This is a genomic window from Paenibacillus sp. B-A-8 (assembly GCF_048572915.1).
Classification (GTDB): domain Bacteria; phylum Bacillota; class Bacilli; order Paenibacillales; family Paenibacillaceae; genus Paenibacillus_AQ.
Genome location: NZ_CP183882.1, coordinates 2592629 through 2616532, shown reverse-complemented (window position 1 = coordinate 2616532; position 23904 = coordinate 2592629). Strand labels below are relative to the sequence as shown.

The 23904-nt window shown below is 43.4% G+C and carries 14 protein-coding genes; 6 read left to right on the top strand and 8 right to left on the bottom strand.

Features of this window, described 5'->3' with window-relative positions; genetic code table 11:
• Positions 1–9: 9 nt before the first annotated feature.
• The 3 genes from ACN6MV_RS11205 to ACN6MV_RS11195 form a co-directional block, all read right to left on the bottom strand.
• A complete protein-coding gene (locus tag ACN6MV_RS11205) occupies positions 10–891 on the bottom strand; it encodes an ABC transporter permease (protein WP_042132076.1) in 882 nt (293 codons plus the stop codon).
• A 329-nt stretch (positions 892–1220) separates the two neighbouring features.
• Complete coding sequence (locus ACN6MV_RS11200) at positions 1221–2795, bottom strand: response regulator transcription factor (RefSeq protein ID WP_419886370.1); 1575 nt, start codon at positions 2793–2795, stop codon at positions 1221–1223.
• On the bottom strand, positions 2795–4609 hold the full coding sequence (locus ACN6MV_RS11195; RefSeq protein ID WP_081389707.1) for a sensor histidine kinase: 1815 nt from the start codon (positions 4607–4609) through the stop codon (positions 2795–2797). Before ACN6MV_RS11195 ends, ACN6MV_RS11200 begins: the two co-directional genes overlap by 1 nt.
• 248 nt (positions 4610–4857) lie before the next feature.
• Between ACN6MV_RS11195 and ACN6MV_RS11190 the strand changes: the two genes are divergently transcribed.
• The 4 genes from ACN6MV_RS11190 to ACN6MV_RS11175 all read left to right on the top strand — a co-directional run bounded on the left by ACN6MV_RS11190 (position 4858) and on the right by ACN6MV_RS11175 (position 10890).
• Positions 4858–7989: an alpha-mannosidase gene (locus ACN6MV_RS11190; protein WP_419886369.1), complete on the top strand. Its 3132-nt coding sequence runs from the start codon at positions 4858–4860 to the stop codon at positions 7987–7989.
• A gap of 169 nt (positions 7990–8158) precedes the next feature.
• Positions 8159–9349 (top strand): pectin acetylesterase-family hydrolase, encoded by a 1191-nt coding sequence (locus ACN6MV_RS11185; RefSeq protein WP_419886368.1) that lies wholly within the window; start codon positions 8159–8161, stop codon positions 9347–9349.
• Between the two features lie 46 nt (positions 9350–9395).
• Positions 9396–10016, top strand: a complete 621-nt coding sequence (locus ACN6MV_RS11180; protein ID WP_076116979.1) for a TetR/AcrR family transcriptional regulator — start codon at positions 9396–9398, stop codon at positions 10014–10016.
• 94 nt (positions 10017–10110) lie between these two features.
• Positions 10111–10890, top strand: a complete 780-nt coding sequence (locus ACN6MV_RS11175; RefSeq protein WP_419886367.1) for an AraC family transcriptional regulator — start codon at positions 10111–10113, stop codon at positions 10888–10890.
• A 55-nt stretch (positions 10891–10945) separates the two neighbouring features.
• Here the strand turns inward: ACN6MV_RS11175 and ACN6MV_RS11170 are convergent, their stop codons facing one another.
• On the bottom strand, positions 10946–13801 hold the full coding sequence (locus ACN6MV_RS11170; protein ID WP_419886366.1) for a glycosyl hydrolase 115 family protein: 2856 nt from the start codon (positions 13799–13801) through the stop codon (positions 10946–10948).
• 238 nt (positions 13802–14039) lie between these two features.
• Between ACN6MV_RS11170 and ACN6MV_RS11165 the strand changes: the two genes are divergently transcribed.
• Complete coding sequence (locus tag ACN6MV_RS11165; protein WP_419886365.1) at positions 14040–15782, top strand: SGNH/GDSL hydrolase family protein; 1743 nt, start codon at positions 14040–14042, stop codon at positions 15780–15782.
• 250 nt (positions 15783–16032) lie between these two features.
• Here ACN6MV_RS11165 and ACN6MV_RS11160 read toward each other — a convergent pair whose 3' ends face one another.
• Positions 16033–16998, bottom strand: a complete 966-nt coding sequence (locus ACN6MV_RS11160; protein ID WP_042126459.1) for an ornithine cyclodeaminase — start codon at positions 16996–16998, stop codon at positions 16033–16035.
• 34 nt (positions 16999–17032) lie between these two features.
• Positions 17033–19246: a 2,3-diaminopropionate biosynthesis protein SbnA gene (gene sbnA, locus ACN6MV_RS11155; RefSeq protein ID WP_419886364.1), complete on the bottom strand. Its 2214-nt coding sequence runs from the start codon at positions 19244–19246 to the stop codon at positions 17033–17035.
• Positions 19247–19410: 164 nt separating this feature from the next.
• Between sbnA and ACN6MV_RS11150 the strand changes: the two genes are divergently transcribed.
• Positions 19411–20199, top strand: coding sequence for a YheC/YheD family protein (locus tag ACN6MV_RS11150; RefSeq protein WP_339290373.1), 789 nt, complete (start codon positions 19411–19413; stop codon positions 20197–20199).
• A gap of 85 nt (positions 20200–20284) precedes the next feature.
• On the opposite strand, the gene cls is transcribed toward ACN6MV_RS11150, so the two are convergent.
• Both cls and ACN6MV_RS11140 read right to left on the bottom strand, forming a co-directional pair.
• Positions 20285–21739: a cardiolipin synthase gene (cls, locus tag ACN6MV_RS11145; RefSeq protein WP_042126457.1), complete on the bottom strand. Its 1455-nt coding sequence runs from the start codon at positions 21737–21739 to the stop codon at positions 20285–20287.
• A gap of 276 nt (positions 21740–22015) precedes the next feature.
• Complete coding sequence (locus tag ACN6MV_RS11140) at positions 22016–23896, bottom strand: DUF2264 domain-containing protein (RefSeq protein WP_419886363.1); 1881 nt, start codon at positions 23894–23896, stop codon at positions 22016–22018.
• Positions 23897–23904: the final 8 nt, after the last annotated feature.

Genomic DNA, 23904 nt, shown 5'->3' with positions numbered 1-23904 from the left:
GACTCCTTTCTAGAATATCGCGTTTTCTTTGCTGATCTTTCTCACAATGGAGTTCGTTACAAGCACCATGATAAATCCAACGATCGATTGATATAAACCAGCTGCTGTACTCATTCCTAGATTTCCTGTCGTACTCATGCTTCGATAAATATAAGTATCGATAACATTCGTTACGGAGTATAGAACACCGGAATCTCGAGGAATTTGATAGAACAACCCGAAGTCCGATCTAAAAATACCACCAATCGCTAGAATAGTAAGCGTAACCATTAAAGGTTTAAGCAGAGGAAGCGTAATAAACTTAATTTGCTGCCATTTGCTAGCCCCATCAATCATAGCTGCTTCATAGTAGGACTTATCGATCCCCGCTATAGCTGCTAAGTAAACCACACTCGAATATCCGATAGATTTCCATATCCCCATGAAAATAAGGATATATGGCCAAAAGCGAGTATCCCCATACCAGGAAACAGGATCGCCTCCGAAGTACACAATCACTTGGTTCAAGATCCCTTTATCTACACTTAGGAAACTGAACGTAAAGAAACTAATAATAACCCAAGAAAGGAAGTAAGGCATAAACATCGCCGTTTGATACGCTTTGGCCATCCGTTTGTTCACAAGTTCATTCAAGGTGATCGCAATGCCCACCGCAAGAACAAGACCGAGAGAGATCAAAGCCAAGTTATAAAGAATCGTATTTCTTGTAATAAGATAGGCGTCTTCTGTTGAGAACAGAAAATTGAAATTTTCAAGTCCAACCCACTTACTATTTAAAACGCTTGCAAAAAATCCATCCCGGTGAATCTTGAAATCCTTAAAGGCAATGATCGTTCCAAACATAGGTAAGTAACAAAAGATTAGGAACCATATTGTCCCTGGTAATACCATAAACCACAGCACTTTATCCTTATTTAAGCTTTTGAAAAATGCAGACACTATTCTACATCCCCCTTCTCTATCCCCAAACAATCCCCGTAATTCCCTTTCGTTCTTATTTCCTTGCCCCTTTAACTATCTTTAATTCTGCGCTATAAAAGCGGTTTCATAAAGTTGAAAAACTCCAGAATGATATGTAAAAATTAAAGATCGCTAGGATAAACGACCATTCCGAGGCTTAAAATTCCTAATAATTTAAACATAAAAAAAGGAAACATTCTCGTGACCAACGTTCGTGAACCCAACACTTGAACGTGATACCCGGGAACATTTCCTTTATGCTACGACTTTTCTTTTATATACATCTTTCGAAGCTCGGTTGGAGATATGCCTACTGATTTTTTGAATTGGCGATAAAAATATGCTGGATCTAAATACCCTACTTCAGCTGCAATCTCATTGGTTAATAGTGTAGTTTGAAGCAGCAGTTGTCTTGCTTTTTCAATTCGGAATTGATTTACATAATCAGAGAAGCTTCGCCCCATCTCCTTCTGAAATAGCTGTCCCAAGTAAGTAGGATGCATATTCATTCGCTGACTGAGCGTCTTCAGAGATAGCTCTTCTCTATAATGTTTGCTTACTTGATCCACCATATATCTCATATTCGGGCTTAGTTCATCACTCACTAACGATAATTGATCCAGCGTTTCATTCACACTTTCCTGCACATGATGAAGCAGCTGCTCAATGGTATGGATACGTAGTAAAGGATTAAATACAGCACTAAAATTAGAGTTCTTCTCCATTTTCTTAGCGATCAACATTAATTCAATCGCCACGTTGTAATTATCCATGCGGGTGATCATGCCACAACCAAATAGCTTTTCGAAGGTTTCCGCGATAAATTGATTGGCCGCCTCACGTTCACCAGATAAAAACAATTTCGTAAAGGCTTCATAATCAATTTCAAGCTTTTCCTCGTGTAACATCATCTTCGATAGTTTATCCACATCTATAATCGGGTAGCTCGGCAGCATCAGATGATCCACATATAAACTCTTCGCTTTGTTATAGCTTTGTGGCACTTCTTGAAACGTATATTCCTTACTTCCTATCGTGATCCAGACAGACTTTCCTAATTCATGCATAATCTCAGATTGAATCTGTTCCAGCATACAATACATCTCTTCTTTGTTCTCATCTTCAGCTGACTCCGCAACAATAAGAACAAGATCACCTTCCATATCTATAAATACAATAACCGTTCCTCGCTTAGATACGGACTGCACAGCGATACGATAACATTCTTCCACAAGTTGATTAGGGTGCAGTTGATGCTGACCCTCCTCCCCTTCATGCTCCGTAATAAGCCGAATCGCAGCCACCGTAAAAAAAGAGCAGTCCAGCGAAATATTCAACACTTTTGAACGATGCATAAGCTCCTGTCGATCAATGTTTCCAGTGACCCAGCGGTTCAAAATATTGTTCCGTAATACTTGCTGATCCTCCTTCGCATGAAATTGTTCAACATCCTCTTGATTGAGGACTTCAACAATTTGTTCGATGGTCGATTCCAATTCTTTTATATTAATGGGTTTAAGAATATAATTCTCAATACCTAGACTCATTCCAGCTTTTAAATACTCAAATTGCTCATAGCCGCTTAGGATAATAAATCTCATTTTTGAATCAAAACACTTGATTTGTCGAATCAATTCAAGACCCGTAAGCTTTGGCATCGTAATATCTGTAATTAATATGTCTATGGCTTCGTTATGACGATGCAGAAACTCTAAAGCTTCTTCCCCGTTACCCGCTTGACCTGCGATTCTAAGTCCATAATCTTCCCATTCGATCACTGAACGTAATCCTTCAAGAATAAGAGGTTCATCATCCACAATAAGTATGTTGTGCATTATTTAGTACTCTCCCTTACCACTGGTATATTCATGATGACTGTTGTTCCTTCACCTAGTTCACTAGCAATCGTTAACCCATATTCAGTCCCGTAATAAAGTTTAATCCGCTCATTCACATTGCATAGTCCGAGCGAGGACGGCGGTGCATCCATTCGCATACTGACTTGAAGCGTTTGTTGTAATTCCGTAAGCTTGCTTGGAATAATCCCGTTTCCGTTATCTCTGATAGCGATTTGAATTTCCCCGTCTGCTTCAGTAACTTCAATCCGTATTAGGTTATCGAAACGTTCGGGCCTGAATCCGTGAACAATATAATTTTCTATGACCGGCTGGATGAGCAATTTAACGATAGAACAATTCATGGCCACTGGACTTATCCGCGACTCGATTTGAAGCTTATCTTGATGTCTAATCTGAAACAACTCAAGGTACAGATTGCAGTATTCAATTTCATCCGCGATGGTAACAACCATATTCTTCTTAATCATCGTTCGGAATAATGTCGATAAAATGTAAATCATCTGACCTACGTCCTTCGCACCTTGCGAGATGGCCCGCATCCTTATAGCTTCAAGCGTGTTATATAAAAAATGCGGATTAATCTGCGACTGGAGAGCCACAAGCTCTGCATTTTTTTGCGTAATTTCTGAAATGTAAACTTTATTAATATATAACTCTAATCGCTCACACATATAGTTAAAATTGTTTGCAATGAGCTGCAATTCATCCTCCCGATTAAGGTGAATCCGTGTGCTTAAGTCGCCTTCCTGTAAGCGCTTCATAGATTTGACAATGATCTTCACTTTTTTAGAGAAACGTAAAATGATTCCGTATGTAATCGCCATTGCCGCAACAATTAATGCGGCCGTAATCCCGATAATCCAATTTCGTACAACAAGCATTTCTTTATTGACCTGCGACTTCTGAATGATTCCTGCTACGATAAGACCTGAGCTATTCGTTGTATTTAAGTTAACCTTGGATATGCCATCCAGTGCCGTCCAGCCGTCTGAATAAAGACCAGCGATATGTGGATACTGCTGTCCCATATACCTGCCTAAGGAATCATATATGACGTCTCCGCTTGGTGTTAGAACTAACACTTGGCCATTACTCTCGGTGCCTTTCGTACCCAGCCATTTTGAAATAAGTTCAGCGTCAAAATCAATTATGAGCATACCTATCGTTTTCAACGAAATCGGATCTTTAAGTTCCCTGGTCATCGTATACAAATTGTTATTGTCTTCCCTTATTTCCTTAAGTAATAATTTTTTTTCATGCGAAATCCAACCATTCTTGGGTAAGGGTGATTTTTGCTCAGAAATATCTATATCTCTCTTGTAGAGTTGTCGTGTATTATTTTTATATAAATAATAAAATTCTTTTTCAGTGCTATATAAGATAACGTCAGAAATGCCGCTTTTTTGATTCAAATACGTTTTGAAATAAGTATCGAACGTATGGGGTACAAAGCTCCCAATTTCAGCAAACTGATCTAAACGATATTTGAGATAATCTCCATAATCATGTTGCAAAAAGTAGGACAAATCCTCACTTACAGAAGCATCACTATAAATTTGCTGAATGGCCAATTGGATCCCTTCGTACTGCTGATTCATATATAAACTCACGTAATCCAATACCTCTCGATTAGCATCAACATGTTGACGCGTGATCGTCTGTTCATAGTATTTATAAACGGTAATGGAAGAGGCAATGAGCGTAATAATGATGATGGATGAATATATAGCTAAAATTTTATTAAACAGTTTTTTCCGTAAATGATTTTGATAAAATTTCTTTATATTCAACAAATTCACCTTCCTTCAAAATCTAACCTTTAGGATTAGAAGCTTAACACCACCTTTCTTTTTGTGCAATGGGAGCGCATTCATTTTTAGATGTAAATCTTTCCTCCTTGCAACCTTTTTCTTTATCATGAGTTTACATATCGCTTAAAATCGTCTATAGTTGGTTTCTACCCCCCAAACAAACCTGTAATCACCCTATAAGTCTTATCATCCTCGTCCCCCATCAAGATTATGGAGGGCTATTACTCATGTTTCTAACCAAACGTAAACTCAACTCCCAACTAAACGAGATTTCCGAATATCGTTACCGGGATCGAATACACATTCCTTTTTTCAATTCCATGATTGACGAACAAGGTGAAATTGCGGCGGAACCACCTGTGGATGGAGAATGGTCTAAGCTACAGGTTGGCGATACCTGGAAAGGCCGCGATTTGTATTTATGGCTAACGACACAGATAGACGTACCCGCCTCTTGGGCAGGACGCAGGGTACTGGGTCGATTTGATTTTGGCGAGACGGGTGCTGGAAACAACTCCGGCTTTGAATCCCTGTTCTTTTACAACGGCAAGCCCTATCAAGGTGTAGATTCCAATCATACAGAAGTGTTTTTTCCAGATGAAACGGTAGGTACGAAGCTTCCACTGACCTTCCGGTTATGGTCTGGACTAGAAGGTGGCGGCCCAAAGAAAGATCAAACCCATGGCATTCGTATGGCTGAAATTTGTTGGCTGGACGAAGCAACGGATGATTTCTATTTTACCGCGCTTGCTGTAGTTGAGACGCTGAACGTACTTGATTCCAAAACACCAGAGTATACACAGCTACTAAGTACAGTTGACCGCTCGTTTCTTCTGATTGACTGGTCTCGTCCAGGTTCAGAGCTCTTCTACGCTTCCATCGAGGAAGCTCGTAATTATTTGCGTGATGAAATTAATAAAATGGAGAAGTCTTCGCCAGTTACTGTTACCTGTATTGGTCATACCCATATTGATGTAGCTTGGTTATGGCAATTGAAGCATACCCGTGAGAAATGTGCGCGTTCCTTCTCGACCGTACTCCGTCTGATGGAAATGTTCCCGGACTATACTTTTTTACAGACTCAACCTCAGCTTTATGAATACATCAAGAATGATTATCCGGAAATCTATGAGAAGATTCGTGAACGTGTAGCTGAAGGACGCTGGGAAGCTGGCGGTGGCATGTGGCTCGAGGCAGATTGTAACTTGACCTCAGGTGAGTCTCTTGTCCGTCAATTGCTGTATGGTACTCGCTTCTTACGTAATGAATTTGGTGTTGAATGTGATTATTTATGGCTGCCGGACGTATTTGGCTATAGCTGGTCCTTGCCGCAAATTCTAAAAAAATCAGGAATTAATACGTTTATGACCACGAAAATTAGCTGGAATCAATACAACCGCATGCCACATGATACCTTCCAATGGCGTGGTATTGATGGCACTGAAGTATTAACCCATTTCATTACAACGCCAGAGCCTTGGTCTGAAGAAGATTCTTGGTTCTATACTTATAATGGCCGCATCATTCCTAAGACTGTAAAAGGCATTTGGGATACGTACCGGGATAAAGAAGTGAATCGTAATCTGTTACTTTCTTACGGATATGGTGATGGCGGCGGCGGGGTTAACCGTGAAATGCTAGAGATGCGCCGCAGACTCAATGACCTCCCAGGGCTTCCGAAGATTGAAACAGGAACAGCGGGAGATTACTTCCGTAACCTGCAAGACACCGTTGCAAATACAGATCGTTATGTCCATGTGTGGGATGGCGAGCTTTACTTAGAATATCACCGTGGCACGTACACTAGCCAAGCCTACAATAAGCGGATGAACCGCAAGCTTGAACTGCTATACCGCGAGGCGGAATGGCTAAACGCACTGCAAAGTGTAGTGTCTGAAGATTGGTCGAACTATCGTCAGACCGATCTAGATGAAGGCTGGAGAATTATTCTACGGAACCAATTCCATGATATTATTCCAGGTTCTTCGATTCGTGAAGTGTATGAAGACAGTACGATTGAATATGCTCAAGCTGAAGCCATTGGTCAATCTGTATGGGAACAATCTACGAAGGCACTAGTGAACGGAAGTGAAGCCGGTAAATATACTATCTGGAACAATGCTTCTTGGGAATTGACTGAGCTCGTAGAAATTACTATAGAGCCTGGCATGGAAACAGGACATTGGATAAACATAGAAGGTAAACCGTTGAAAGCTCAGCGTGAAGGTGACCGTTGGATCATTGAAGTGTCCGACATTCCTTCTCTCGGATACACCACCATCTCCTTTGTAGAAGATGTAATTACTGAGCCATCCAGCTCTCCATTCAAGCTGAATGAATCAGGAATTTCAACGCCTCACCTTGAAATAGCGTGGAACGAGCAAGGTCAATTGTCATCCATCTATGATAAACACGAACAGCGTCAAGTATTAGCTAATGGAAGTCACGGTAACGTGTTCCAAGTGTTTGAGGATAAACCATTAGCACATGAAGCTTGGGACATTGACATCTACTATCAGCAAAAAATGCGCGAAGTGATCGACTGCACTAGCATTGAAGTCATAGAAAATGGTTCATTGCGTTGTATTGTGCAATTCACATGGAGCTATATGGATTCCACGATTAAACAGCAAATGATCTTACACGCTGTGCATCGTCGTATCGACTTCGTGACGAACGTAGACTGGCATGAGAAAAAACAGCTAATGAAAGTAGCCTTCCCTGTTGCGATAAGAGCTACCGAAGCCACTTATGATATCCAGTTCGGTAATGTTAAGCGTCCAACACACTGGAACACTAGCTGGGATTACGCTAGATTCGAGACTGTGGGTCACCAGTGGGCAGATTTATCTGATCGTGGTTATGGCGTTAGCTTGCTGAATGACTGCAAATATGGCTACGACATCAAGGATAATGTGATGCGTTTATCCCTAATCAAATCGGCAACGCACCCTGACCCTGAAGCGGATCAAGGCGAGCACACATTCATGTATTCTATCCTGCCGCATACTGGTGATTGGCTACAAGGTGACACAGTCCGTCAAGCCTGGTCCATCAACAATCCACTGCGTAGCACCAAGGGGCAAGCTGAAGTGGAAGCTAAGTCTATGATTCGTCTTTCAACGGATACGGTTATGGTATCTGCCCTTAAGAAATCTGAGGATGGACACAAATTAATCGTTCGTGTTCACGACTATTCCGGAAGCCGCCAGCAAATTGATATGACGAGCGACTTGAACATTATTTCATGGCAAGAGTGCAATCTAATGGAACGTCCTGAAGGTGAGGTTCATACTGAACCTGTTATTACCTTTGTACTTGAACCTTACGAAATTAGAACATTTGAAATCGAAGTGTAGATCCTAATTAAATGAAGTAACATACAAAATCGGGGTGTCCCTGTAGCCATGTATAAAAGGCTGCGAGGACACCCCGTTTTTCGAGTATGATTGTTTCTTTCGCATTTTAAGTATACACGTTGCGCAATGAGTTAACGTATCGTATACTCCAATTAAGGGAGAGATGTATATGAGAAGAATGGGGAAAATTACGATATTCACAGGCATTGGATTATTGAGTCTTGCTTTGATTGCTATTCTTGCGATTAGCGCTTTTGTGATCAAGAGACCGGTGACCACCACCCCCGTAATCACGGAAGTGAAGCCTTATCAGTGGAATAAAGTCAAGCTGGACGGAAATGTCATTTCAAGTGATGGATCAGAGTATTTTATCTGGAATAAAAAGGGGGAGACTAATAACTGGATCATCTTCTTTTCCGGGGGAGGGGCCAGTTGGGATGCCCAAAGCGCCGCGCACCCCATCAAGCTAATGAACTTCATTAAAGGTGGAGATACGGGCAACTATTTCCCGAACATCCCCTTCTATATGCTGACATTGCTGAGAGGCATGATGGATACGGATAACCCTGACAATCCTTTTCATGGCTGGAATGTGGTTTATCTGCCCTATTCGACGGGTGATTTTCATATCGGTAACCGTACGGTTGAATATAAAAAAGAGGACGGCAGTACCTTTACAATGCGTTATAACGGCAGCAATAATGTGCGAAGCAGCCTTGATTGGATATATACCAACGCGGAAAAGCCCGGCAAACTGCTAATTGCAGGTGAAAGTGCTGGTGGATTCGGGTCCGCCTTCTGGGCTCCGGAGATCGCCTCTCATTACAAAGACTCCGAGATCTTCCAATATTCAGACAGTTCCTTCCTGAAATCAGACAAGTGGCCGAATGTTGTGAATAAGGAATGGCAGGCAGACTTCGTTAAGAACTTTGGGTATAACCCTGAAGCGGATATCATCGGGGCAGCATTTAAAGCGAACGGTCATCTACTGCCTGCGAATGCGGTAATATTGCAATCCTACTCGGTATTTGACGAGATCCTGATCCACTTTCAGAACAACATCAACGATTACAAAGGGCCTAGAGATCAACGCATTATTAATGAATGGTCACAGGAAATGCGGCAATCTGTATCTTCCTTGGCTGCCACTTTACCTAATTATTATTACTATCTGACCGACTTTGGGCTGAACGCTAAGACGGGTACAACTCCGCACACTTTTGCCACCAGAGAGACCTTCTTTCAGGCTGAACAAGATGGTGTGAAGCTTCTGAAATGGCTAGGTGATGCGGTCAACCATCAGAAACCCTATTCCGTGGGCAGCAAGTTCCTCACGACTTCGAAGCCAGCTCAGAAATAGTGCTAGAATTAGCGAAATACTTGCACAAGACAGGAGATATAAAACAATGAATTTGCGTGAAAAACAGATGCAAATGACGAGGGAGATCATTAAGGATACAGCGCTGAGCTTGTTCTGTGCTCAAGGTATTGAGCGAACAGATATGGCTCAGATTGCGGAACAAGCCGGTGTCTCCCGGCGTACTTTGTATCATCATTATAAGGACAAAGAAGAATTAGCTGCTCAAATCTATGTTGAGAACCTGGAGCGGATGTTTGGACAGCTGCTGTTTGATTTTGATTTTGAACAGCCGGTACAATCACTGGAGAACATTCTGGATAAATATTTGGCGCTGAGAGATCATCAGGAGTCACTGATTTACTATGATGCCATTTTTGGAGTTTACTACAGCACCCTTTCTAAGAATCCTGCGGAGCTGCCTGACTTTATGAAAGCTATGGAAGGCTGGTATTCACGGCTTATACTGCTTGAGACAACTGCAGTGGCTCCCGAGGAAAAAAATAAGTGGCTAGGTATTCTGCAGAAATCCACCCACCTGTATTTCATGTATTTACAAAAAGCTGTTATTATTACGCATCAGCGGGGCGGTGTGGTTACGGAGGAAGACCGGGCAACGGACCGACAATTCAAGGATTTTATTATGCATGGCGTACGGCATTCCCGATGATTAAAAGAGTCTTTTCGTAATAGGTTTCATTTCGGTATAATATACCAATCGGTATTCGTACGGCTCTAGTTATATGGAAGGAGCAATGGCTGAAATGGACATTGGCAAATATGAGAATCTAGTTCCGAATGTTTTTTTGTTCGTCGACCGCAGATCCTTCCCGGATTGGGAGATAACGAGGAGCACAATTGATTTCCATGACCTTACCTTCATTGTGGAAGGGAAATCGAACTATTTTATTAATGGGGAGAAATTTACGGTTGAAGCTGGTGATATGCTCTATGCACCTTCCGGAAGTATTCGGGAAGCGCAGACTTTTAAAGAGGCACCCATGCGTTCCTTTGCGTTTAATTTTTTCTGGGAGGGGGAGGACAATCATGTGCAGCTCCCTTTTGAGACCGTAACCAAAAACTTGAGAACTAAAGAGATCCTAGCGGACATCAAAGATTTCTCGCATGTATGGATGAGCAAACAGCCTTTTTATAAAATGAAGGCCAGAGCCATTTTTCAACTGATCGTGTATCGCCTGTTAAACATAACCCACCATCAAGAGACACCTCTAATCGATCTGAGAATCCAAAAAGTAATGACCTATATTATGGATCATTATTCGGAGGAGGTTACGATCAAGGAACTAGCTGATTTGGTTGCCTTAAATCCAGTATATCTTGGCAAGCTGTTCAAGCAAAACACCGGTTCCACCTATAAAGAATTTATAAATAAAGTACGGGTAAACAATGCCGAGATGATTCTGTCCGCAGGTGGCTTCAATGTGTCCGAAGTAGCAGCGCATTGTGGTTATCAAGATGTCGCCTATTTCAGTAATGTTTTCAAAAATATAAAGGGTTATCCTCCGTCATCTGCCTTGAAATAACGGAGGACCCTGAACCATTCGGGGATTCAACCCTTCAATTTGCTCTAACTATGAATTAGTGTGTCCCCCTAGTATAGAAGCTCTCCTCTGGGCCCAAATAGGAATACGGCAGCTCCGCAGCGGACAATACAAGCTTTTGCAGAACCAGGCCCGCATCCAATCCGTAAAAGCGGAGGGTATGGATCCCCTTTGTTAAAGCATGAATGGTGGTCACCGTATGAATATTATTCATAACCGCCCGGCACCACGGTTCATTATCATGATTGCCGCCCTCAAAATCCGTAGGTAGAGCATCCGTAATCACTGGTGTCTGTGCATCGAAGCCTATCGCATATTTTAATCCACTGAACTGTGACAGGTTGTTCGTTGGGGCAATGTACGCCGTTAAGCTGTAATCTGCAGCCTGCTGTACTAAAACCCGATATTCCAGATAAGGTGCACACTCCGGTTGTTCAAACGATACAGCATCCGGAAACATTTTAACCGAGGATAAAGAACGCCCATAGTTAGCAATGGTCTTCCATTCCACCCCTGATTGTGCAACACGGCTTGAGGTATGCTCCGCTTCAATCGCCACTCTATTATGCGCCTCGATAAAGGTCATCGCTGGCACATCCTGAATGTCAGTCCAGTCCACAGCTACATTCACCTTAACGGTGCCCCCGGCACCAGAGATCGTAATTTCACCCGTCGATGTCTCGCGAACCTTTTCCCAATCTACAGAAACCTGTAAACTCTCCCCAGCCTTGATCCAACCCGATGTTTTCTCAAGCTTGATCCAAGCTACACTGCTTCTTGCCTGATATTCAAAGCCCGCTTCTCCACCGTTGCTGATAGTAATGCAATAGTTTTCTTTTTGCAGATTTGTAAATACCGGAAGCTTTGCCGTACCCGCAACATACGCTTGCTCCATACCTTCAACATCAACAATCAATATTGAGCCTTTAGCGGGAATCAGCGTGCTCACCTCTGGATATTTCCACCCTTCTGCATTCCAGTGAATATACCCGACATGAGGGGAACTCATCATTCCTTGCCATTTTCCTTCTGAAATTTCGTTATTATAAACCTGCTCCAGGTGTTTATCCCTATTGATGGCTTCATGAGTCAGAGTAGCGTAAGTGTTTGCCAATACACTGCCTCGTCCAGTATATAGCTCGTTAAGCCCAGCATATATTTGCATTTTGAGCACATTGGCTGAGGCAGCAGCAGGGAAATATACAAGCTGGTAGTACGCATCTTTTAATGATTCAGGAATAAGAGCAAGGTATTGGTCAGCGGCATTCTCCATCCTAATCGCCTGTTCCAGAACTCTCTGTGCCTCATTATAATGGATTGGACTGAAGGTTGACGGATAAATAATCTCCGGCTTGCGGCGGCCGTTCATTCGGGTATAATCACTCAGCAATTGCGCAATGCCCAGGCATGTCTCTTGTTCCAGTGCATATCCGAACTGCTGCTCTACCCATCGTTTGGTATATTCCTCAGTCCGATTAATCGCTCCGGTACCCCAACCTTCAAAGTCATAGGCCAAATCCATAAAGTAGGAAATGGGCAATTCCATAGGCTTCAAATCCCCGACGTTCACAATCCATACATCACGGATGCCATAGTCGAATGCCATACACATTTGCTCCCATACCTTCTCCAGCGGAATCGTATTTAACCATTCATAGGAATGCGGACCACCATGATAGTCAAAATGATAATACATCCCCCACCCTGCACTCCGATCGTGTTCGTGTTCCGTTGGGATTTTGCGGAGATTGCCAAAGTTATCATCTGCCAGCAGGATCGTAACATCATTCAGGACTTCCCAGTCCTTCAAGCCTTCAACCTCAGCAGTGCCATACCAATACTTCTCCACTTCCTTGTATACGGCTAGAATTTGGGGCGAGTGCTCAAGATTATATTTCTTTAATAATTCTTTTTGCGTAAGGATAATGTCCTTCAGCAAGTCAATATTCTCCTGGTCGGAGCCCTCCAGCGCAGAATCACTTTCTCCCCGCATCCCTAATGTGATTAAATTGTCAAAGTCCTGATTCCGTTTGATTCCATCTTCCCAAAAATTCGTAATGGCCTGTTTGTTTCGGGCAAAATCCCATAGGTTACTTGTTCCATATTGGTTGTATACCTTCTGCCATTCACTGCCTGCCCGAAATAAAGGTTCATGATGGGAGGTTCCCATTATAATGCCGTATTCCTGTGCATGCTGGGCGTTGGCGATTGGATTGCTTTTACCGTTAAGGCTGAATTCGGCACTCCACATCGCTGGCCATAAATAATTCCCCTTTAATCGAAGAATTAGTTCAAACACCTTGTCATAGAAATCTTCATTAAAATCACCAAATCTTTGAGTTACCCAAGAGCCCAAGGACGGCCAGTCGTCATTCAAAAAAATCCCCCTGTATTTAACCGAAGGTTCTTTGGAGATCATATGTAGCTGGTTATCGGACAGGATCAAAGTTGCTTTCTTCTCTGGTACAACATCTGCCCAATATTCCCACGGACTAACGCCAATTTTTTCAGAGATGGAATAGATCCCGTACATCGTCCCGCGTTTATCGCTCCCCACAATGACGAGCGCCTTGTCCACTCCTGCTGTCGGTTCATCAACTACCTGAATTTTATAACATTCCCTTTTCCCTTGAATGGCGGACACGTCCACTGTTCCCTCCGCAATTAAACGATCAATAAGCTCATTACTGCCGATCGATCCAGCGATTATAACGGTTCCATCCAATTCCTGCAATTGTGTATATATCTCAGGTTCTACCTCCGTTACCTGTTTAACATCTGCTGCAAAAGACTGAGCCACGCGGCGCAAACCGGCATAATCCTTCCCTTTGGGATCCAAGTAAATCTTAGCAGCTTTGCCCTGCTTCACAAGGTTTAATTCCTGCGTAGGCATGATTATTCTCCCCTTAAGCATCCTATTTTCGTATGACTAGGCACATTATATAAGTAAGCAATTTCAACTTCCATGTGTAAACTAGCAAGTTTTTGTAATTATTAAACGAAACTTTGTTTATTGGTTGAACAATCTAGATATTTGGTGTTACTGTTAACAGGTATCTCCCTGTAGCACAATCATTTCATTTGCAAGCGCATCCATAATAAGTGAACCTTACAAAGCGAGGATGATCCATATGGAAAAGAATAACGATTTCATTGCAAGCGAACAGATTGAAGGTCCGAAGGCTCCAAAGGACCCGGCTGATCGTAGAAACGGCTTTTTTGTACTGTATGAAACAGCAATTGAAGCAACAGCAAGAGCTGAAGGCAAACCGTCTCAAGAAGTTTATCTGGAAGGTAGCTATCTGATCGACAAGACCAGATTTATAGGCGGCGTAACAGATGATGCAATTCTGGAGCTTCTGGGGAGCAGTGCAGGCTTTCGCAAATTAGTCCACAGTATCGGAGTATCCGTAAGAAGGACTAACGCGCAGGAAGATCCAGTCACTTTTTTATTGCAGCACTGGGGCAAAACTAGTAAATATGAAACCGGCAGTTATTTACGTGTACCTTGCCCAGCCGACGGTTCAGAGATTATTTTGAGATTAGCAGATTGTCCGGGTTCTGAAGAAGATGATGTGCTCGGAAAATTTGCTTTTGAATTTAATCACGCAGGCGAACTGGCGATTGCGAGTGTTATTTTTTATTTGCATGACGGTTATTCTGTTCCAGAGCTAATCCTTGAACCACCAGTTGCTTTTGAATCGAATGAGTACCAAAAGATTATTACACAATCCTTGCTGCACGCTGGCAATAATAAAAGATTAAAAACTGCCATAAATAAAGCTATAAAGGGCGAGGAAGTCACGATCGCTTATATTGGAGGTTCCATTACTCAAGGAGCCGGTGCTAAGCCGATACACACAGAATGTTATGCCTATCAATCGTATTTAAGATTTAAAGACTTATTCGGCACAAATGGTGGCGAGAACATCCATTTTGTGAAGGCTGGGGTCGGCGGAACACCCTCCGAGCTTGGCGTCATCCGTTATGAAAGAGATATTCTTAGAGACGGTTCCGTAACACCGGATATCGTGGTCGTGGAATTTGCCGTAAACGATGAAGGAGATGAAACGAAGGGCAATTGTTTTGAAAGCCTATGCTTAAAAATACTTTCCGCCGATCATCAGCCAGCCGTAATCCTTCTGTTCAGTGTGTTTATGAATGACTGGAACCTGCAGGATCGGCTCTCCCCCATTGGCCGACATTATAATCTTCCTATGGTTAGTGTAAAGGATGCCGTATCCGAGCAGTTCCGCCTGAGTAAAGCTGAAGGCAACATCATCTCTAAACGGCAATTTTTCTATGATATCTATCATCCGACAAATGAGGGGCACCGGGTAATGGCTGATTGTCTCGCTTATTTATTCACCGAAACCCATAAATCACTAATGAATGAAGATGAGATCTTATTGGATCAACGCCCGGTCATCGGGAATGATTTTGCCGGAACCCTCCTGCTGGATCGAACAAACTATATTGACGCAGGTAAGATCGAAGTAGGCGGATTTTCGGGGATCGATACCGATTTGCAGCGGGTAGAAATGGATACCGACTCTCACGGCACTCCGGAATTCCCTCATAATTGGATGCATTCAAGGGCATCAGGGGAACAAAGCTTCAAGCTGACAATAACGAGTAGAAATCTCATCCTCGTATATAAGGATTCCGGCAGCAGCGAATTCGGCAAGGCGGATATTTTCGTAGACGGCAGCCTTGCCGTTACTGCTGATCCTCACGTGAACAACTGGACACATTGCAATCCGGTAATTCTATATCAAAACGAAGCTAGCGGTGAGCATCAGATAGAAATCAGAATGGTGCCCGAAGATCAGGAGAAGTGTTTTACTATACTAGGCTTCGGTTATACCCTTTAATCAGTTGCACCAGTCACAAGACAGCTCCGATGTATTCTTCATCGGGGCTGTTTTTATTGTATCGCTTGGAATTTTGTCCATTTCCCACTGATATACCGTCAAATAAACAAAGCACCTTTGATCAACCAGTCACAATAAACCGCGATCCACGTTGCAAACATATCCATATGAAACCCATATGCTAGTGCATAACATAATGAAAAACCCGCTCAATAAGCGGGTTATCGCTGTCATATGGACAGAATTGCTCTCACTCTAGCTCAGTTCCAATCCCGTTTTCTCTCGCTTTATTCACATAGTACACCGCTGTAGCGATATCGAAGACGGCCATCCCCATTGGGCAGAAGAGAATCGGTTCATCTTCGCCGAATTCAGCCAGGCTGTGGCGCAAGACGACATCGGTAATCATCCGGGTGTCGGCACGGGTCAGTCCTTGTTCCAGGTGGAGCTGTTCGATGTCAGTATTCTCGCGGCACACTTCATCCCAATCGTCGACGATTATGGCTTTTACTAAAGCTAACGCCTCCGGCTTATAATCACGCAGTGAAACATTCAGCAGAAGACTCCCTTTTTCAGGAGGAAGATTGATATACCGATGTTCTGATACGGTACAAGTAATAAAGATATTCGAATGCTGGTAAACGTCTGTCCACGTCTCTGCCACTTCCATCCTATCTCTGTAAAGTGATGTGACCGCTGATAAATCAACACCCTTGATATCAAAAATTCGGATACGCTCGATACGATCTCCGTACAGAGCCGTAACCATTTGACAATGATACTGCCCTATTGGCCCCCAACCGATAATCCCGAGATGAATCTGTTCCACAGAATGCGCCTGCAAAAAGTAACGGATCATTACTCCGCTAAGGGAAGCAGTCCTTATAATACTGGGAAGCGGGGAGTTCAAGACGGCTGAAGGCTGACCTGTACTTGGGTCATTCAATACAATGATGCTATGCGCGCGGGGAAGATCAGCCTGAATATTATCTGGGAAACTAGAAATCCACTTTATCCCTGCGGTGTTCACCTCTCCCCCTACGTAAGCAGGCATTGCAATAATCCGGTTTTGTGGATTCTTATACCTTAGGTACGGCTTTACCGGCTGCACATAATCGCCTGAATCGATGATACCCACAGCAGTTTCTATCGACTCCACAAGAGCAGGCCAATCTACACCTACTGATTGTATATCTCGATCATTTAAGTACAGCATACCGTCGCCTCCTTGCGAAATAGATTCTTTGTTGTTACAACTCAGCGTTATCGCTAACTTCAGTCCAAATCTCCCGGCCGAACTGGCTCTGAATCCATGAGTCTGAGTATACAGTATCGAGGTAGCGCTCTCCCTTATCATGCAGAATGACAGCGCAGACAGCTCCCGGGGTCAAATCCGGCTCCATCTGCTTCACGGCGGCAATGATTCCACCGGAGGATGCGCCTGCCAGGATAGATTCTTCCTGTGCCAACATCCGGCAACCTTTTACGATATCGGAATCCGAGACATGTACGATACGATCGATTAGATCTGTTCTGCAAAAGGGTGGCACGATGCCGGCACCCAGTCCCGGGAAGCGTCGTGTACTCTTATTTCCACCAAAAATCGCGCTTCCCTCTGCATCGACAGCCACGATCTTAGTCCGAAGTCCGTGATCTCTTACGTATTCCGCAAGGCCCCGAATGGTGCCGCATGTACTAACACTGCAAAATAAATAATCCACTCGTTCAAGTTCAGTCACGATTTCTTTCATTGTCGTATGGTAATGGGCTAAATAATTATTTGCATTCGCATACTGATTCGGCCAGTAGCTGCCCGGTATTTCCGTCAATAACTGCTGTACACGGTTCAGCCTAGCAGGAAGAAACTCACCTGTTACAGGATCGGGATTGGCGACATAATCGATTTTGGCATCCAACGCCTTCAGAATTTGCAGATTCGTTTCTGTGGTTCTAGGATCAATAACGCTGATAAAACGCATTCCTAAATATTTGCAAATCATGGCCAAGCTGATTGCCATATTTCCAGAGCTCGATTCAATGATGATACTTCCCGGACCTATGGTTCCTTCCTTCCATGCCTCATGGATCATCCGCAGGGCGGGACGATCTTTGGCGCTCCCCCCCGGGTTCATCAGCTCCATTTTTGCATAGACGTCAAACTCACTTTTATAGAACAAGCTCTTCAGCTTGATTAAGGGTGTATTTCCGATAGTCGACAAAATACCGTCAGTGAAGTCCATCTCTATGCGATCTTTATCTTTCTGGTAATATAGCTTTTTGTTCTTAACCTTTCCGCTGTCCATCGGCTCGTCTTTGCCTACTATAATGACCTCAATATCATCCAACAGATGGTTTCGAATCATCATGCCGATTTCCGGAATGCATTCTCTAATTTCCTCTTTGATTTTCGGGACAATGGTGTTATCCGCAGATTTACTTTTGAGATAAACGGTCAGTGCATTTTGCCTTACTTTGACCCGGATAATCGCATCTTCTATATGACGGTAAACAACCTGCTCGATATCGTACAGGCTGATTTTCTCTCCGTGCTTCAGTTCCCGGCCTACTCGTTTCACGATAGAACTAAAGCTCTGCTTCTCCACACCATCTATCATCACAGATCTAAAGTCCCTTATAACGTCGTAAGTAACAAAACGAATAGCTGGCAGCATTTTGCGAACCGTTGAGGTTAGAACAAGAACACTTTCGTCATTACTTAGTGGACTTAGTTCTTCGCCTATCTCCTGTGCCCCGATCCCTTCCGCAAAAATTCCATCGGCAAAAATGTACCTGTCAAAATCATGGGAATAATAAGCGATCGTACCCATTTCAATGGAGCCATACGTATCTATAATGTCGCGTGGTTCAAGACCGAACAGTCCGGCTATATTCCGTTGCCACCCTAGTGAAGCGATTTCCCCAACTAGAATAATCTTGCGGATTCCGAAAGCGCGCGGATTCTCAGCAGCATGTACGATATGATCAAGAATGGAAGGCATTGTGTACAGTAGGTCAGGCTTGAAGGTTTCAAGCTGTTCAATATGCTTTTCAATCGGCAATTCAAAGGGAATTGAACGAGGTTCCAATCCTAATTCCTCAAAAATGGACAATGCAGTATTCGCTGCATGCCCAGTCCCCATATCCGCCAAAGCTCTAACGCATCCGCTTCCCGCAATAAGATCACCAAACAGCTTCGTTTTAATATTTATATAGTGCTTATCGTCTTCCTTAGAGTAAAGTATGGCTTTTCGACGGCCTGTGCTTGTGCCCGACGTCCTGTATACGATCCAAGAAGGATCAATGGGTTGATTATAATAATAGGTATCTAGCGTTGTTGATGTCATTAGCGGAAGCTTCTCTAAGCTATAATTCGTTCTTTCGCCGCCGATCAGCTCCTTATACCAAGGAAATACCTCGATTACTTCAAGCAGTTTATCCTTTAATTTCTCTTTGTCGAGCAGCATGATGGCCGCCTCCTGTTGACCGCAAGCTGCAGCCCATAGATGAATACCTACAATAATTATATGTAGATTTCTTTCAGTGTGTTCTACTGTTCGATGTTCGCCCAATCAAAAGCGGAGGCATACTCGTAATATAGCCTATGGATCTATTGAGACGGAGGGACACAATGATGAAGCAGATAAGCCGTATATCCAATAAGCTGACGAAGACAAGGGTGCTGGTTAGAAACCAAGAGTTAAATAAACATGTCCCGCTTACGAAAAAAATGGATAAGAACACGCTCTATGAAATGCTACAAAAATATAAGATGGTGTACATTAAGCCTTGCTGCGGCTCTTTAGGACAGGGCGTAATACGGGTTGAACTCACACGCGCACAATTCAGCTATCAATCCGGTACCCACGTACACAAATTTTCTGATTACGACACGGCCTATCGGGCCATCTTACGAGAGGCTCAAGGAAAGGCCTATTTAGTACAAAAGGGGATCAGGCTGTTGGTTTACGATGGACGCCCTTTCGATATTCGGGTGATGGTGCAGCGAAATTCTAAGGGTGGGTGGGAAGCAACAGGGGTTGCAGGACGCGTTGCGCATCCTCGCAAAGTGGTTACAAACGGGAGTCAAGGAGGAACAATTTATCCGATTGAGGAATTATTAAAAGGCTACACAAGCGCAGAAAATTGTAAAATATTGATCCGATCCCTGAAGCAAATTGGAGTGAAGTCCGCAAGGCAGCTTAGCACTGTCTATCCCGCACTTCAGGAAATCGGTGTGGATATTGCCTTAGATCAACGTCTTAAGCCATGGATCTTGGAAGTGAATACGGCTCCCGATCCGTGCCCGTTTACTAAACTAAAAGATACCCGTATGATTGACCGAATTGTCAGATATGCCAAGGTATACGGTCGCACATACAATCTCAAGTGCATGAAATCAAAACAGGGTATGGTGTGAAGCGCAGAAGAATCCATAGACAGCGGCGAACTGTGAATTCACAATCTACAGCTCGCCTTTTGTACCGAGGATATAGTTTCGGGGTTCATAAGATGGACGAAAAAAGACGCGAAATGCCCTCTTTAAATTTGATTATTAAGGATCTTTCTTTATAGCGTTCAGGGGTAAGCTCTGTACTCAACTGGCTATCTTCATCAAACAATTTTTGAAGTTGTTTAGCAACTTGCTCATCATACACAATTGCATTCACTTCGAAATTGAGTCTAAAGCTCCGGGAATCAATATTCATTGTTCCTACGGACGCTACTTCATCATCAACTACAATCGTCTTAGCATGCAAAAAACCATTTTCATATAACAGAATCTTCGCTCCATATTTCAATAATTCCCCGGCATATGCCCAAGTGGCCCAATAAACAAAAGGATGATCAGGCTTATTAGGGATCATGATCCGGACATCAACACCTGATAGAAGTGCAATTTTACAAGCATCCATAAAACTGCTATCAGGAATAAAGTATGGCGTTTGAATATATACACTCCGTTTGGCATTCAAGATGAGCTTAATGTACATATTTTTAAGATGCTCCACTAGCGAGTTAGGACCACTAGACACAATTTGAACAGGACTTGATCCGACATGTGCTTCCGTATTAAAAGAAAATTGATCGAAGCTTACGCGCTCATTTTTCCGGGCATGTTTCCAATCCAGAATAAATCTTCCTTGAATCTGATTAACCGAATCTCCCTTCATTCTAAAATGTGTATCCCGCCAATACCCAAACTTTTTATCTATACCTAAATACTCATTTCCCACATTAAATCCACCAATATAAGCGACTTCTCCATCGATAATACATAATTTTCTATGATTTCGATTATTCATACGGAAATTTATCGGTCTAAGCAGTGATGGAAAGAACACCTCCACTTCTCCACCAGCAGAGAGTAGTTCTTTAAAAAACTTAAGAGAAAGCCTTTTGGAGCCGATTTCGTCGTAAAGAACCCTCACTTTTACGCCTTCTTTGGCTTTTATGGTTAATTCATCTCTTAATTTTTTTCCCAAGGCGTCAGGCTGGATTATGTAATATTGAATATTAACTTCTTTCTTGGCATGTCTAATATCATCAAACAAAGCATCGAATTTTTGATTACCATCGTTGAAAATAGATATTTCGTTGTCTGTTGTCATTAGCGCATTCGATGAAACAAGGTTCATATGGATCAAATCAGCATATTTCGTGAGCAAAGGGTTATGATCCTCGCGCTGATCGTTTAATGTAGCTAATTGATGATCTACAGCGGATTGTAGATATTTCCTTTCTTCAGAAGATAGACCAAAGAAATTTTTCTTTGCTAAGTTTCGACCAAGGAAGAGATAAATAATAAATCCCAAAATGGGAATGAAATAAAAAAGCATAAGCCATGCCCAAGTATAACCAATATCTCTCCTCTCAAAAAATAAAAAGCCAGCAGAGAGCAATATGTTTATTATTATAACAAGAGAAAGAGTCGTCGTTACCAGGCTGCTGCTATCCATAAGGAGTTCCTGCCTTTCTTATCTTATTATTGATGTCAGTATTTCTAGTTTTGCCACAAGTCAGTTTGTCCATCGTCTGATAAATCAATACTTCTGTAAATGACTAGATAGAGTACTATAGCATAATTGTCCATCTAAGAAAACATTTGATAAAAAACTCAATAATTAAAAGATGAGACCATAAAATTTGACATACGAACAACAGCTCTAATGCAGTAGTTCTGCTTTAGAGCTGTTGCAGCGATTCTTCAATTAGCATGAGCAAATTCAATCAACTTATTGTAAATTCAGGACGATTTCTCTCCCGGAATGAGTAACAATGGTTACCGTTCCCTCGCTGAACTTAACTTTCAAATCTTGCTCAGGTGAATGCTTGAGGACCTTATCAGCTTGATCAGCCTGAATATCTAAAGCCCCCTCTGAAGGGGAACCATATACGGCCGAAACGAGCCAATGAATTCCCGGCTCAAGGGTAGTCGTCAGCATAGGCAGCACCGTCCGAGGGCGAAGCAGGTTCGTATTGGCGTTCGGCCAGACCAACTCGCCCTTCCGACAACCTAGCAAATCCTTGATTGCACTGGTTCCCCAAGCAGTGGAGGCCATCACACCAGCCAAATCGATCTTCGATATGAATTCATCGTCTTGACCAAGTGCGAATCCGCCCTCCGCAGTATCCAGTGACCGTCCAGTTTCGACTCGATGCATCCGAATATGCCAAGGAAGTCCGGCGACAACCCAGGTCTGAACTTCGACGTTGGCCCACGGCTTCCAGACAGAGCGAAGCACGTTGTCCATAATCTCAGATTCTATATTCTGGCGTCTTACCCGATATAAGTTGTCTCCGTGCTCGCTCAGTGCAAGCATAGAATCGTATGCTCCCTGAGAGAGCCCCCATTCGGAGCGGGGCACGCTGAATCCAAAGCCTGTTGAATACACGAATTTTTCGTATTTGGCCGAGGTGTGAGTATGTTCATTCGTATATAAATGTCCGCTATTAAAGGCCGCCACATGACCGGAAGCAGGCTCGCGGATGATGACAAGGTGTGCAGGCTTCTGAATCATGACATCCGGAAGGACTGGCAGCGGCAGTTCTTCTGCCTTCCAGAACGGATGCTCTGCGCCGAGAGCCAGCGGCAGGAAAGTCTTCAACGCCCAGTACGGAGATCCGGGAGCATTGTAATTCTCCGCCATGACCAGATTCGGGTAAGTATATCCGATGGTCAGTACACCATCGGCGTCAACAATCGGCTGGCTAAACCACCAGCGCAGGTTCCGCAGCACCAGACCTTTTACCACACCAGCAGGGAATCCTTCAACGTCTGCGTAGGCAAGGGCGCTCCAAAATGCCGACTGGGCAAAACGGTAAGTCAAACTGCGCCCATAAGGAAGTGCGGATCCGTCGGGTGCGAACCAGCTGATGAAATCGGCAGCAAACAATCGAGCTCGTTCTTTGAACACACGGGAACGTTCGGGGTCTTCCTGCTCCATCAGCTTTGCGTACAGCAGTGCATAGTAATGAATAGCAAAAGGTACGTAATAATCGCTGTGGCCGTTAATTCCGTCACTGTACCAGCCCTCGCCCAAATAGAAATCGTCCATGCGCTTCAAATTGTTCTCTAACTGCCCTTCGTCGTAGGGACGACCGATTTTGCGGAATCCGACATTGACTAGAACGTTAAAGAACAGCCAATTGCAGTCATAGCAAGGATGAGCGTTTATTTGATTCAGCCAGCGGTATAATTGATCCTGCTCCTTCGGAGCAAGCGGCGACCAGATCCTTTCCGGAATGGCTGCTAATGCGAAACCAAAGACCGCCATTTCGACCAAACGCTGGTCGTAATCCTTCACCTCTCCCCAATATTCTTCATGAGAAGGATCAGTGCCATGCCGAATGCCATCCAGCACGATGTCCCAGAGTTCGCTGTCTCCACCACCAATGAGCAGGGGTACCAAACCCCACAACACCCGCGAGAAACCTTCCATTTCAGCAGTTGCTGCCGAATAGCTCGCCCCTGTTTTACCGATTTCAAGCCTTGCGCCGCCTTTGCTGTAGTGCGCCCGAAGCGGATCCGTAAGCTGCTCAAGGGCGATCACCAGATCCACCCGAGTCTTTAACGGATTATCACTAATCCGGAAAGATGTCTTATTTGTATTCATCCTAATCA

What these genes read in the sequence shown, in the direction of transcription:
- ACN6MV_RS11175 (WP_419886367.1), top strand. Translation starts at nt 10,111, where the DNA reads ATGGACATTGGCAAATATGAGAATCTAGTTCCGAATGTTTTTTTGTTC.
- ACN6MV_RS11165 (WP_419886365.1), top strand. Translation starts at nt 14,040, where the DNA reads ATGGAAAAGAATAACGATTTCATTGCAAGCGAACAGATTGAAGGTCCG.
- ACN6MV_RS11180 (WP_076116979.1), top strand. Translation starts at nt 9,396, where the DNA reads ATGAATTTGCGTGAAAAACAGATGCAAATGACGAGGGAGATCATTAAG.
- cls (WP_042126457.1), bottom strand. Translation starts at nt 21,739, where the DNA reads ATGGATAGCAGCAGCCTGGTAACGACGACTCTTTCTCTTGTTATAATA.
- ACN6MV_RS11160 (WP_042126459.1), bottom strand. Translation starts at nt 16,998, where the DNA reads ATGCTGTACTTAAATGATCGAGATATACAATCAGTAGGTGTAGATTGG.
- ACN6MV_RS11170 (WP_419886366.1), bottom strand. Translation starts at nt 13,801, where the DNA reads ATGCCTACGCAGGAATTAAACCTTGTGAAGCAGGGCAAAGCTGCTAAG.
- ACN6MV_RS11200 (WP_419886370.1), bottom strand. Translation starts at nt 2,795, where the DNA reads ATGCACAACATACTTATTGTGGATGATGAACCTCTTATTCTTGAAGGA.
- ACN6MV_RS11150 (WP_339290373.1), top strand. Translation starts at nt 19,411, where the DNA reads ATGATGAAGCAGATAAGCCGTATATCCAATAAGCTGACGAAGACAAGG.
- ACN6MV_RS11205 (WP_042132076.1), bottom strand. Translation starts at nt 891, where the DNA reads ATGGTATTACCAGGGACAATATGGTTCCTAATCTTTTGTTACTTACCT.
- sbnA (WP_419886364.1), bottom strand. Translation starts at nt 19,246, where the DNA reads ATGCTGCTCGACAAAGAGAAATTAAAGGATAAACTGCTTGAAGTAATC.
- ACN6MV_RS11185 (WP_419886368.1), top strand. Translation starts at nt 8,159, where the DNA reads ATGAGAAGAATGGGGAAAATTACGATATTCACAGGCATTGGATTATTG.
- ACN6MV_RS11190 (WP_419886369.1), top strand. Translation starts at nt 4,858, where the DNA reads ATGTTTCTAACCAAACGTAAACTCAACTCCCAACTAAACGAGATTTCC.
- ACN6MV_RS11140 (WP_419886363.1), bottom strand. Translation starts at nt 23,896, where the DNA reads ATGAATACAAATAAGACATCTTTCCGGATTAGTGATAATCCGTTAAAG.